This window comes from Aeromonas sp. 604176, from assembly GCF_049170755.1.
In the GTDB taxonomy this organism is placed as follows: Bacteria; Pseudomonadota; Gammaproteobacteria; order Enterobacterales; family Aeromonadaceae; genus Aeromonas; species Aeromonas veronii_A.
In genome coordinates, this window is sequence record NZ_JAAKNE010000024.1 from 13964 (window position 1) to 27506 (window position 13543).

6 protein-coding genes are annotated in these 13543 nt (G+C 58.5%); 2 read left to right on the forward strand and 4 right to left on the reverse strand.

Translation table 11 applies throughout. The annotated features are described in order from the left end of the window. Positions 1-2: 2 nt before the first annotated feature. Together G5358_RS06440 and G5358_RS06445 are read right to left on the reverse strand one after the other, a co-directional pair. The gene (locus G5358_RS06440; RefSeq protein WP_421323820.1) at positions 3-1397 is read right to left on the reverse strand and encodes a D-arabinono-1,4-lactone oxidase; all 1395 of its coding nucleotides are present in this window, start codon (positions 1395-1397) and stop codon (positions 3-5) included. A gap of 162 nt (positions 1398-1559) precedes the next feature. Further along, positions 1560-3146 carry an EAL domain-containing protein gene (locus tag G5358_RS06445; protein ID WP_088868335.1) on the reverse strand — a complete coding sequence of 529 codons (1587 nt, stop codon included), beginning with the start codon at positions 3144-3146 and terminating at the stop codon, positions 1560-1562. A gap of 577 nt (positions 3147-3723) precedes the next feature. Here G5358_RS06445 and G5358_RS06450 point away from each other — a divergent pair. After that, entirely contained in the window at positions 3724-6141 is a 2418-nt protein-coding gene (locus G5358_RS06450; RefSeq protein WP_216954456.1) for a GH92 family glycosyl hydrolase, read from the forward strand. A gap of 107 nt (positions 6142-6248) precedes the next feature. On the opposite strand, the gene acnB is transcribed toward G5358_RS06450, so the two are convergent. Together acnB and G5358_RS06460 are read right to left on the reverse strand one after the other, a co-directional pair. After that, positions 6249-8846: a bifunctional aconitate hydratase 2/2-methylisocitrate dehydratase gene (acnB, locus tag G5358_RS06455; RefSeq protein WP_421323821.1), complete on the reverse strand. Its 2598-nt coding sequence runs from the start codon at positions 8844-8846 to the stop codon at positions 6249-6251. A 229-nt stretch (positions 8847-9075) separates the two neighbouring features. Further along, positions 9076-11331, reverse strand: a complete 2256-nt coding sequence (locus G5358_RS06460; protein WP_421323824.1) for a patatin-like phospholipase family protein — start codon at positions 11329-11331, stop codon at positions 9076-9078. A 234-nt stretch (positions 11332-11565) separates the two neighbouring features. On the opposite strand from G5358_RS06460, the gene G5358_RS06465 reads away from it, so the two are divergent. Continuing rightward, a complete protein-coding gene (locus G5358_RS06465) occupies positions 11566-13476 on the forward strand; it encodes a methyl-accepting chemotaxis protein (protein WP_421323822.1) in 1911 nt (636 codons plus the stop codon). Positions 13477-13543 lie beyond the last annotated feature (67 nt).

Genomic DNA, 13543 nt, shown 5'->3' on the forward strand with positions numbered 1-13543 from the left:
CCTTACCGGTTGGCAAACAGGTCGCTGAGCCAGCGGTTTTCAAAGCGGCCGTGGGGGTCGAGCTCGGCTTTCAACGCCACGAAGTCGTTCCAACGCGGCAACAGGGCCGGGAAGTCGTAGAGATCCATCGCCAGATGCTTGCCGAAGTGGGGGATGCCGCCAAGGGGCGCCAGAAGTTGCTGCAGCTCGCGCATCTGCTCCATGGAGCCGTTGACGAAGGTGCCGTCCGCCGCCAGATAGACCAGAAAACCGATCCAGCAGACCGGCTGGCCGTAAGCGGCGCTGAGCCAGGCCTCGGAAGGGCCGGTACAACGCAGGATAAAGGGATAGTGCAGCACGCCCGGATTGGCCTCCTGCCACGCCTGCAGGGTCTCCAGTGCCTCGTTCATGCGATGAAGCGGCACCGCCACCTCACAGTTGATCTGAGGTGCCGGGATCCCCTTGCAGAGGATCTGGTAGACGTTGCCCACCAGATCGGAGGCATCCTTGAAGCGGCGCACCGTCTCGAAGTGCTCCCCCGCCAACGCCTCATCCTTGGTGTCTTTCGCCATCTTCTGCAAAGTGGCATCAATGGTGGCATTCATGCGGGCGTCGATATCGCCATCCAGCAGCAGCGGCTCGCTACCACCGGCGCGATAACGGGCCACCTCCTCATCGGAGGCAGGGTCCACCAGCCAGATGTGACTCTCGCCGGTCCAGGCAAACCACCAGCTCTTCACAAAGCCATGCTCGCGGTTGAGCCGTTCGTTGTGCTCCAGCAGGAAGGGGTAATCGGTGGTGAACTTGGTGCAGCGCATAATGCGGTTGGGCACGGTGCGCAGGGTGACGTCGAGCAGGATGCCGAGCATCCCCATTCCCATCACGAAGGCACCGAAGCGCGGGTCGGTGCGATCCACCAGGATGATGTCGCCACTGGCCAGCATCACCGTCATCGCCTCCACCGCATCGCACAGGGCAGACTGGTGCAGCCCCTGACCGTGGGTGCCGGTGCTGAGGGCGCCGCCCAGGGTCTGGATGCCGATAACGCCCGGGGATGCGGGCAGCATCCGCTCCATGGCGATCAGCTCGGCATAAACGGTATCGAGCGGCGTACCCGCCTGATAGGTCACGGTATCGGCGGTTTTGGCCAGCTGGCCGCGCAGGTGGTGCAAGTCCACCAGCAGCGCCTGACTGCCCTCGGCATAGACGCTGTGGATGGGTTCGAAGGAGAGGCCGGAGCCGATAAGGCGCAGCTTGCGTTCGGGGTGTTCCCGCAGCAGCGCTTGCAGCTCGTCGCGGCTTTTCGGGCGCCACACCTGATCCAGCGCCCCGAGGGGATTGGTTCTCGACCAGTTGAACAGCACCTCCCGATTACCAATCGCCTTGATGCTGTGAAATGCCTGGAACTGAACCGTCATACCGCGCCTCATCTTTTACTGACGTCAAAATGAGCGCTGATTCTACCGAAAAGCGAGCCGCAAGGCATGAAAAACAAGCCCCTGCACTCGAGGGGGGATAGGGAGAGAGCACTTCCCTACCCTGCCAGAGGGGAACGTGGCCGCCCGTCTGTCACCGATAGATCAGGTGGCGTTCGGGATGCCTCGTACCCCATCTGGCTGGCGGGTCTGAGCCTCTTCCGGCAGCAGCTCCTCGCAGAACTGGCGCAGCGGCATGGGGCGGGCAAACAGGTACCCCTGCAGATAGTCGACCCCCTTGGCCCTGAGGTAGTCAGCCTGACGCTCGCTCTCCACCCCTTCCGCCACCAGCGCCAGACCGAGCCGGGTCGCCAGATCGATCACGTTATCCACAATATGCTCCGAGAGCGACTCGGTACCGATGCGGGCGATAAAGGATTTGTCGATCTTGAGGTAATCCACATGAAACTGCTGCAGGTAAGCCAGGCTGGAGTGGCCGGTGCCAAAGTCGTCGATAGCAAGTTTGACCCCCATCTCGTCCAGCTGGCGGAACAGGGAGAGGGTCTGGGGATCTGACATCAACAGCTCCCGCTCGGTCAGTTCCAGCACCAGTACCACCTTGCCGGGAACAAAGTGACCGAGGAAAGCGCGACACTCGGCCAGCAGGGCAAAATCGTGGCAATGGGCGGCGCTGATGTTGAAGCTGATATGAAACCCGTCGGGCAACTGCTCCTGAGAGCGGTTCAACCGTGTCGCCACCTGCTTCATGATATGGGTGGTCATGGGGACGATCAGTCCCGACTCCTCCGCTTGCGGAATAAAGAGATCGGGCCGGATCACCCCTTCATTAACATGTTCCCAGCGCATCAGCACCTCGGCGCCCATCATCTTGCCGTCGTGGCTGGCAATCAGCGGCTGCAGATAGGGAACAAACTCCCTGGCCCGCAGGGCACGTCGCAACTCATCTGTTGGCGAGCCGGGCCGCCCCAGCACCCACCACACCAGCCAGGCCAGCAAAAGCGAGGAAACCGCCAGCCACGACAGCGCCACATGCCGCGCGGCCCACAGCGACTTCCAGTAGACCGGCATGGCATAACCGGCATGGATGGTGAAAGGATAATGGGATGAGGTGAGGGCCTGGCTGATCCCGCGATGGAGGGTGGGCGCCTCGCTCAGATAGCGGCCAGACTCATTGAGCCAGGCCGACCCCACCTGCAGATAGAGCGCACTGGATTTTCCGCTCATGGAGAGCATGAAGCTGAGCTGGGTACTGTCGATGGCGCTCAAGGCAGCATCCTTCCCCTGTTCGGTGCGCACCACCAGCAGCGGGTGATTTTGCCGCACCCGGTTGCCACTCATCAGCAGCAGCTTGCGGCCAGTGTAGATGGAGCCGTCATCGGCATCATTGGCCTCACCAAACAGCGAAGTGCAATTGATGATGCCGTTTCGCACCAGATTGACCGAACGCAGGAAAGGCTCGATGGCGACCTTCTTGCGCAGCACCAGCAGGTTGTCGCGACAGGGAGCATTCACCAAGGGCAGCACGGAGCGATTGGCCTGCTCCGCATGATCTAGCATCGACTCCATCAGGGTTCTGGCCTTGTGGGCCGAGGCGCTGGATTCCGCTTTCAGCTCCTGCACATAATTGCTGTGGATGAGCCAAGCTCCCACCAGCAGCGGCAGGGTAAAGACCAGCAAGGCACCGCCGAAGCGTAACCCGGTTCGGGAGAGATCGATCCTGAACAGAAACATAAAGAACCACGCCGCAATTCGTCGGGCCAGCCCGCACAAGCCAAAGAAAAAAGAAGTTAACTCACACCGATAGCAAAGCACTATTTTCGCGACCGGTCATAACCAGACAACATAACGTAAAGCGTGTATAAAACGAACTATAAGGTTTACTCAGGAATGAACGCTGCAGCAAAAGGCCCCGAACGGTTCAAACTCATCTGACGCATCTTCTGCTCTTGCAATCCATTTCCCAACCGTCCCGCAGCAAAGGTTAACTACTTGCCGGAAAGGTTCACTCTGCCAGTTGGAAATAACCTAGAAAAACCTTCCTGAATAGCATTGGTGATCTAATTCACACTACTGAATAACCGTCATAATAATCCAGTAAATGCAACATAATTAATCTACTCGTTCAATCAACACACTCTTAATATCAACTCACCAAAACAAAGAACATCAAATGATGATATTTGCCAACCATTAAACTCACCTGTAGATATTGGAATCCTATCCATAACCACATCAACCGTTGCCAAATATTGGCGAAGAAAGATATTGCACAATCATAAATGATATAACCTTGCCAAGGAGTCAGGTCATGAAAAGTAAACTAACGCCACTGGTCATAGCTCTCACCATAGCACTATCTGGCTGTGATAGTGATTCGACCACCATTTCTGACAACGTTCGTCCGACACCTGATAAATCGCTCATCCGGTATATAAACCCATTGATCGGCACCGGTGCCGATGGCCATACCTTTCCAGGAGCCGTCTACCCGGGTGGGCTGGTGCAGCTCTCCCCTGATACAGAGATGGAGGGGTGGGGCTCTGCGGCAGGTTATTTTGACCATGGCAAGCGATCAGATATTCCAGTTTATGGCTTCTCTCACACCCATTTGTCAGGCACTGGCATTACTGATCTTGGTGATATTCTAGTTTTGCCGTTTACCGATAAAAACGACACTACTTACAACACATTTGACAAATCCAATGAACAAGCAGAGGCGGGCTACTACTCCGTCATTCTTAACAACGGAAAAATCAAGGCAGAGTTAACAACGTCAGCCCGGGTTGGATATCACAAATATACCTTCACCAAAGGCAGCACCCCTGCAATTAAAATCGACCTTGATCATACCCTGAATAAGAGCTGGGGTAATCGTACCACTATTGGTGATATCGAGTTTGTCGATGAATACACCATTCGCGGCAAGCGCAGTTCGGATGGCTGGGCCAATAACCAGCACATCTATTTCTACGCAAAATTCAGCCAGCCAGTGGTCAAAGCCAGCATCGTTGTCGATGGCGTAACAACCGAAACGACCTTGACACAGGATGCATTCAGGGGAACTAAAACCATCGCATATCTGACTTTCAGCCCCAGTGAACAACCACTCGAGCTGAAGGTCGGGATCTCCCCCACCGGGGTTGAAGGGGCACAGAAAAATCTGGAAACCGAGGTGCCGGGTTGGGGTTTCGAGGAGCAGGTAGCCAGCAACCAGCAGGCTTGGCATGGCGAGCTGGAAAAAGTGAAAGTGAGGGGGGGCACTCAGACTCAAAAAGAGATCTTCTACACCGCCATGTATCACTCTCAAATTGCACCGATGATCTTCCAGGATGTGGATGGCAAGTACCGCGCCATGCGCACTCAGGAGATCAAGGATGCCGGGGCCATCCCCAACTACTCCGTCTACTCCATGTGGGACACCTTCCGGGCCCAGCATCCGCTGCAGACCATCATCAATCCCCGCAAAGCAGAGGAGTATGTCAACGACCTGATCCGCAAGTACAAAGATGGCGGCATTCTGCCCAAGTGGGAGCTGCACGGTCACTACACAGGCACCATGATAGGCTTTCCTGCTATCTCCATCATCGCGGATGCCATGGCCAAGGGCCTGAATGTGGATCCCCAGGAGGCGTTGGAGGCTGCCGAATTTACCGCTCGCTATCACAAAAAGGAGGAGTTCCCCGACTGGACCGAAGACCAAAACATCGGCGCAGCCAGCATTGCCCAGCTCGAGGTTTATGAGCAGAACGGCTATGTACACTGGGGATATTGGAACTCCGCCTCCTACACTCTGGAGTTTGCCTATGGTGACTGGGCTCTCTCGGAAATCGCTCGTATGGCGGGCAACAACAAGGTTCAGCAGGAGTTTCTCAAACGCTCGGACAACTACCTGTACCACTGGGATGCCAAGACTGGTTTCTTCCGCCCCAAAAACCACCCTGACAGCTGGAACCCGCACCGCCCGGCAAGTCAATTCAATCAGCCAGTCGATGAAAAATCACCTGACTGCAAGCTGGAAATGGTCAACAAGCCGGATGGTACCAGCGTAGAGATGCGCGTCTGTCCGCTATTGCCGTTTGATCCCTACTATGTGGACGAGTTCGCCTACACCGAGGGCAACAGCTGGCAATGGAAATTCCAGCCACTGCATGCCTTCCAGTGGCTCAAACAGGAAGTGGGTGGAGAAAAGGGTCTGCGCGAGGATCTCGATGAACTATTCAATGCCCGCTCATCAAACACCGGGGAGGTCTTGCCTGATCTGACTGGCTATATCGGCCAGTACATGCATGGCAATGAACCATCCCACCATATCCCCTACCTCTACAACATGACCGATGAACCGTGGAAAACTCAGGAGTATCTCGATCGGATCATGAACGAGTTCTATACCACCAAGCCAACGGGCCTGATCGGCAACGAAGACGTGGGGCAGATGTCAGCCTGGTACATCATGTCGGCCATGGGGTTCTATCAGGTGACCCCTGCCTCCCTGCACTACAGCATCGGCCGCCCACTGTTCGATGAGGTGACGATCGCGGTGAAGGACGGGACCTTCAGGATCACCGCCGACAACAACAGCCCTCACAACAAGTACGTGAAGTCTGTCACCATCAACGACAAGCCGCTATCGGGGGATCTGACCTTCGAGCACAGCGAGATCAGGGCCGGAGGGGAACTTCACTTCGTTATGACTGGTGACAAGAGAGAGGCGATGACCCGACTCTAACCGTCCGTATGAATGCAAGATCCCCATAAATGAAAAATGCCGCGTAGCTACGCGGCATTTTTATTGGCCTACACAGAGCCCCTGAAAGGGCTCTCTCTGCCATTCACTCAGACAGCTTGTTGCAGGATCACCGCATCGGCCTTCTTGGTGTAGGAGGCGATCTCGTTGAAGTTGAGGTAGCGGTAAGTATCTGCCGCAGTGGCATCGAGCGCCTTGGCGTACTGCAGGTACTCCGCCACGGTCGGGATCTTGCCGAGGATGGCGGCAACGGCGGCCAGCTCTGCTGAGGCCAGATAGACGTTGGCACCTTTACCCAGACGGTTCGGGAAGTTACGGGTGGAGGTAGAAACCACGGAGGCCCCTTCCGCTACCCGCGCCTGGTTGCCCATGCAGAGGGAGCAGCCCGGGATCTCGATGCGGGCACCGACGCGACCAAAGATGCCGTAGTAGCCCTCTTCGGTCAGCTGATCCTTGTCCATCTTGGTGGGCGGTGCGATCCACATACGGGTCGGCAGCTCGCCCTGATACTTCTCGAGCAGTTTGCCGGCGGCACGGAAGTGACCGATGTTGGTCATACAGGAACCGATGAACACCTCGTCGATCTTGTCGCCAGCCACGTCGCTCAGCAGACGGGCATCGTCCGGATCGTTCGGCGCACACAGGATCGGCTCCTTGATGGTGGCCAGATCGATCTCGATGATTTCGGCGTACTCGGCATCCTTGTCCGCTTCCATCAGGGTCGGGTTGGCCAGCCACTCTTCCATCCCCTTGATGCGACGGGTGATGGTGCGCACGTCACCGTAGCCTTCGGAGAGCATCCATTTCAGCATCACGATGTTGGACTTCAGATACTCGATAATCGGCTCTTTATCCAGCTTGATGGTGCAACCGGCAGCGGAGCGCTCGGCGCTGGCGTCCGCCAGTTCGAATGCCTGTTCCACTTTCAGGGTCGGCAGACCTTCGATCTCGAGGATGCGACCGGAGAAGATGTTCTTCTTGCCCGCTTTCTCGACGGTCAGCAGCCCTTTCTGGATGGCGGCGTAGGGGATGGCATGGACCAGATCACGCAGGGTGATGCCCGGCTGCAGCTCGCCCTTGAAGCGCACCAGCACGGATTCCGGCATGTCCAGCGGCATCACGCCGGTAGCGGCGGCGAAAGCCACCAGACCGGAGCCCGCCGGGAAGGAGATGCCGATGGGGAAACGGGTGTGGGAGTCACCACCGGTACCCACGGTATCCGGCAGCAGCATGCGGTTCAGCCAGGAGTGGATGACGCCGTCACCCGGACGCAAGCTCACACCGCCGCGGTTCATGATGAAGTCCGGGAGGGTGTGGTGGGTCTGTACGTCGATGGGCTTCGGATAGGCCGCGGTGTGGCAGAAGGACTGCATGGTCAGATCGGCGGAGAAGCCGAGGCAGGCCAGATCTTTGAGCTCGTCGCGGGTCATCGGGCCCGTGGTGTCCTGGGAGCCGACCGTAGTCATCTTGGGCTCGCAGTAAGTGCCCGGGCGAATGCCCTTCACGCCGCACGCCTTGCCCACCATCTTCTGGGCCAGGGTGAAGCCTTTACCGGTATCGGCCACCGGCTGCGAGCGACGGAATACGGTAGAGAACGGCAGCCCCAGCGCTTCGCGGGCCTTGTCGGTCAGGCCGCGGCCGATGATCAGCGGGATACGGCCACCGGCGCGCACTTCGTCGATCAGCACGTCGGTTTTCAGTTCAAACTGCGCCAGCACCTGTTCGGTGCCGTGTTTGCAGATCTTGCCGGCATAGGGGTAGATGTCGATCACATCGCCCATTTCCAGCTTGGAGACGTCCACTTCGATAGGGAGTGCGCCGGCATCTTCCATGGTGTTGAAGAAGATCGGGGCAATCTTGCCACCCAGACAGACACCGCCAGCGCGCTTGTTCGGCACGAACGGAATGTCGTCACCCATAAACCAGAGCACCGAGTTGGTGGCGGATTTACGGGAAGAACCGGTACCGACCACGTCACCCACATAGGCCAGCGGGAAGCCTTTCTCTTTCAGGGCATCGATGGTCTTGATGGGGCCGACGGCGCCATCCTTGTCCGGGGTAATGCCGGGACGGGCGTTTTTCAGCATCGCCAGCGCGTGCAGCGGAATGTCCGGGCGGGACCAGGCGTCCGGTGCCGGAGAGAGGTCGTCGGTGTTGGTTTCGCCAGTCACCTTGAACACGGTGACGGTGATCTTCTCGGCCAGCTCCGGGCGGGAGAGGAACCACTCGGCATCAGCCCAGGACTGCATCACCTGTTTGGCGTGGACATTGCCCGCCTTGGCCTTCTCTTCCACGTCGTGGAAGGAGTCAAACATCAGCAGGGTGTGGGAGAGCCCCTTGGCGGCAAGCGGCGCCAGGGTGGCGTGATCCAGCAGGTCGATCAGCGGTTGAATGTTGTAACCACCCTGCATGGTGCCCAGCAGTTCAACGGCTTCGGCGGCAGTCAGGATGGGAGAGTGGGCTTCGCCCTTGGCGACGGCGGTGAGGAAACCGGCTTTGACATAGGCCGCTTCATCAACACCGGGGGGAATACGGGAGGACAACAGCTCTTTCAGAAAGTCTTCTTCGCCAGCGGGCGGGTTCTTGAGCAGCTCAACCAGGGCGGCGACCTGCTCTGCATCCAGAGGTTTGGCAACCACGCCCTCGGCGGCACGTTCTGCGACGTGTTTACGATATGTTTCAAGCACGACTAATTCCTCTTTGGTCTTTTTTTGGGGTTCGCCCAGGCTCGCGGCGATCGTCCTTGCGGGACACCCCGTAGGGTGCTCCCCACTATATAAGTTTTAACGACTAATTAAAATCCAAACCCTGTTTGCTTATTCACCACAAAATCGTAACCAATTAAACAGACTGGTGTTTTTTGAAAATTAATTGAACGCCCTCAACCAGAGTTAACAAATTGGCATCATTTCGGCATTATTCGAACGTACTGCCCAATTGCAGATAGAAGACGTCATTGCCCCCCTCCGCCATGCCGTAGCCGAGGAACACAGGGCCGAGGAAGCTCTCCACCCCGACATAAACCGACCCGGCGGTAAACGAGCTCTCCAGACTGATATCCTCCCCCTTGTTCCAGACCCCGCCCTGCTCCAGAGATCCCCCCAGATAGAGCGGCATCTTGAGGGCACCGAAGTCATTGTCTGCCACCCGATAGATGTAACGCAGGCCACCAAACAGGCTGTAGCGACCGCTCAGCTGGTAGCGCTGGAAACCTGAGAGGCGGAACAGCCCGCCCAGATCCTGAATATGCAGTGGCACCACCTCTTCACTGCCCGAGCCACCCCCTTCGAGGATCAGGTTGAGGCTGTGCCTGTCCCATGACCAGGGCTTGATCATGGAGAGTTGATAATTCCAGCCTTCACTGCGGCCATCTGCCGACTCGAGTCCATCCACACTGACGTGGGAGTGGCCCAGTTTCATATCCCACTTCACCCCCTGATAGGGGAAATAGCGGCTATCCAGATTGTCGTGTTCAAAGCGGACATAGGGGCCCCACGCCGTGGCATCCCCTTGCAGCTCTTTGAAGTTTTTGATCTCGATACTGCCCGTCTGCCCTTCCAGCCCCATAGACAGGCGGCTCCAGGGCTGACGATTCCAGCCGACCGCCAGATCGGCGCTGAAGAAGGAGTACTCGGTATCGAGATAGGTAAATATCGGTTCGTCCGGATCCGGATTAAAGAGGCTTCTCTGGGTCTGGTCATAGGCCAGGCTCGCCTCGCCATAGAAGGTCTGGGAGGGCTCCAGCGGTGTATAGAAGTCGGTCTTGATATGTTTGGCCGTGCCCAGTGATGCCTCGGTCAACCACTCGGCCCCCCACTCGTTGACGTTGGTGAGGGTGTAGGACATGCCGACGTTGTAGTTGGAGGTATTCTCGAAGTCATCGGTGAAACCGAACTGGAAGTTGAGGTAACCAGGCCCCCAGTTCTTCTCGCTGGCATCCACTACCAGCACGTTCTCCCCATCGCGCTCCTCCACTTCATAGGTGATGCGGTCAAACGACTCCAGCGCATAGAGGCGGCGAATGCCAGCCTCCAGACTCTCGTTGGTCTGGATCTTGTCCGGCCGAACCTTCAGCATGGCGTGCACCGTCTCGTCGGAGAGGCGCGACTTGTTGATGATCTCCACCTTGTCGATGAAGTAGGCGGGTTGACCACTTCGCTCGGCACGGCGGCTCAGCTTCTGGTTGCGATAGGCGTTGTACTGCGCCTTGGTGAGCGACAGCTTATCGAGTTGCAGCGACGCCTTGTACGCCGCCGCCTCACCCATTTTGATCCCCTCCGGCATGCGGGCAAAGTCGGCGATCCCCATATCGCCAAACTCGGGAGCGATCAGTATGTCTTTCGGCCCCATCAGCGCCTTCTGCTTGTCGGTACCCACCTGGGTCATGTAGGTGGTGAGCTGGTCGATCATCGCCAACCCTGACTTGAGTGATTCACGGGTACGCAGCTTGGCACCGATATCCACCGCGATCACCACGTCGGCCCCCATTGCCTTGGCGACATCCACCGGCATGTTGTTGACGCTACCGCCGTCCGCCAGGATGTGCCCCTCCCACTCCACCGGCTTGAGGGCACCGGGAATGGACATGGAGGCCTGCATTGCCTTGGCCAGGCTGCCGCGATCCAGCACAAAGGGGGTGACCGTCTCCATGTCGGTCGCCATGGCGCGGTAGGGAATGGGGAGATCGTCGAAGCTCTCCTGTACCGGCAGGTTGGAGGTGGCCCCCCGCAGCAGGCTGGCCATGGATTGGCCCTGGAAAAAACCGTCCGGCAGCTGGGTGGTGTCGCCATTCACCCCGATATCGGTGCGCAGCTGATACTGCTCGTTCTGCTGCTTTTTACGCAACGACAGCTCGTCGCGGCCCACCTTGTCCTGATAGCCCTTGTTCCAGTCGATGGCCAGGGTAGTGCGCTCCACCTCCTCGGCACTGAGCCCCATGGCGTACATCCCCGCCACATAAGAGCCCATGCTGGTGCCGACTATGATGTCGACCGGAATCCGTTTCTGCTCCAGCACCTTGAGGATGCCGATATGGGCCGATCCCTTGGCGCCGCCGCCACTGAGCACCACCGCAATCTTCGGGCGATCCCCCTGTGCCGCCACAGCCAGCAGCGGGCAGGCCGCCAGCATCACCAAAAGCAGACGGGTCCATCCCGCACCTAAGCTGCGCATCATATTTTCCATATTATTCAGAGGGTCAGTCACCAAGGATGGCCTCTACTATAAGGGGCCCGGCAGTTAGCGCAACCGTCAATCCGCATCCCGCCTGTGCTGCATGGCGAAGGGGCACGCCGCCGCCCCTGTGAGCGCAAACGTAATCCGCAAATAAAGGGCTGCAAGCCTCATGGGTAGCGCCGCGCTGCCGCTAATATGAGCGTCGTCAATCTCAACCTTTTGAGCACCTTTATGCTGGCAACCCTCACTCTTAAACAGAAAATACTGGCCACGGTCACTCTGGCCGTGGTCGTCTCCTGCCTGCTGGTAGGCTACTTCAGCCAACGCTCGGCCCAGCAACTGATCGAAAACCGGATGTTCGAACAGGAGCTCCCCAACCTGACCCAGCGGATCAGCAAGGAGATTGAACAGGATCTCCACGGCATCGCCCAGGCCGCACGCCAACTGGCCACCGACCGCTTCATCCTCGACTGGGTGGATCGGGGCATGCCCAAAGAGCAGGAGCCAATCCTCATCAACCAGCTCAAGGATGTGGCCAACCAGTATGGTCTGGTGACCGCCTCCTTCGCCGATCGTCAGAGTGCCGCCTACTACAACCAGGATGGCTTTCTGCGCAACCTGACCCCCACGCAAGATGCCTGGTTCTATGACTACACCAAGAGCCAGAAGGAGATGACCCTCAGCATCTTCCGCGAGAGCAACGGCGAGGTGAAGCTGTTCGTCAACTTCCAGCAGCTCAACGGGCGCGGGTTGGCCGGCTTTGCCAAATCCCTCGACACCATGGTGACCATGGTCTCCAACTTCCGGCTGGAAGAGAGCGGCATCGTCTTTATGGTCGATGGCAGCGGCAAGGTGAAGCTGCACCCCGAGGCCAACCGCATCGAGCGTGACACGCTTGGCAACATTGCCAGCGGTGATACCGGCAGCCTGCTGGCCAAACGTCCCTTTGCCGTCATCAACGCCGAAGTCAATGGCGAGTCCATGGTACTGGCCAGCAGCTATATCCCACTGCTCGACTGGTATCTGGTGGCCCAGGTGCCAGAAGCCGAGATCTATGCCGAGCTGGATCAGACCCGCAACGAGATCCTGATGATCTCGCTGGTGATTGCGCTGGCCATGGGGCTGATGGGGATGCTGCTGGCAGGCTCGGTCAGCCGCCCGCTCAACGAGTTGGCCCGCCTGTTCAAGGAGCTGGGCAGCGGCGATGGGGATCTCACCCAGCGCCTGAAAGTGGAAGGACGTGACGAACTGAGTCAGGTCGCCACCGGTTTCAACAACTTCGTCGCCAAGATCCACGGCTCCATCGAGCAGGTGGCGGAGAACTCCCGCCAGCTCGCGGCCACCGCCAACGAGGTGGCCAACAAGGCGCAGCTGACCCAGCACAACTGTACTGCCCAGCGTGACCGCACCGTGCAGGTGGCCACCGCTATCCACGAAATGGGGGCCACGGTGAGCGAGATCGCCGGTAACGCTTCGCTGGCAGCCGAAGTAGCCAGACAGGCCAACGATCAGGCCGATGCAGGGGCAGTAGTGGTAGCGCAGGCGCGCCACGGCATCGTCGACCTCTCCGGCGAGATTGAGCAGGTGGCTGGGGTCATCGAGTCGCTGGCGAGCCAGACCGACTCCATCGGCAGCATCCTCGAAACCATTCGCAGTATTTCGGAACAGACCAACCTGCTGGCACTGAACGCCGCCATCGAGGCCGCTCGCGCCGGTGAACAGGGTCGCGGTTTCGCCGTGGTGGCAGATGAAGTGCGCAATCTGGCCAACCGCTCCGCCGCCTCGACCGCCGAGATACAGGGGATGATCAACCGCTTGCAGGAGCAGAGTGCCCGCGCCGTCAGCGCCATGGCACAGGGGTGCAACCAGAGTCTGGAGGTGGTGAGCCAGGCCGATGAGGCCAACGCAGCCCTCGGCCAGATCACCGCCCACATCACCCAGATCAACGACATGAACATCCAGGTCGCCACCGCCACCGAGGAGCAGTCCAGCGTGGTCGGCGAGATCAACCGCAACGTGGAAGATATCAACCAGCTCACCATGGAGACCGCCGATATCGCCCACCAGCTGACCGAATCGAGCCGCAGCCTGCAGCAGCTCTCCGGTCAGCTGGACAAGCTGGTTGGCAACTTCCGGCTGTAGTCTGCATCCCACTTATGAAGACTCACCAGAGGGCGCTGCGGCACCCTCTGTCATAGCCACGGCAAAC

What these genes read in the sequence shown, in the direction of transcription:
- G5358_RS06440 (WP_421323820.1), bottom strand. Translation starts at nt 1,397, where the DNA reads ATGACGGTTCAGTTCCAGGCATTTCACAGCATCAAGGCGATTGGTAAT.
- G5358_RS06465 (WP_421323822.1), top strand. Translation starts at nt 11,566, where the DNA reads ATGCTGGCAACCCTCACTCTTAAACAGAAAATACTGGCCACGGTCACT.
- G5358_RS06460 (WP_421323824.1), bottom strand. Translation starts at nt 11,331, where the DNA reads ATGCGCAGCTTAGGTGCGGGATGGACCCGTCTGCTTTTGGTGATGCTG.
- G5358_RS06445 (WP_088868335.1), bottom strand. Translation starts at nt 3,146, where the DNA reads ATGTTTCTGTTCAGGATCGATCTCTCCCGAACCGGGTTACGCTTCGGC.
- G5358_RS06450 (WP_216954456.1), top strand. Translation starts at nt 3,724, where the DNA reads ATGAAAAGTAAACTAACGCCACTGGTCATAGCTCTCACCATAGCACTA.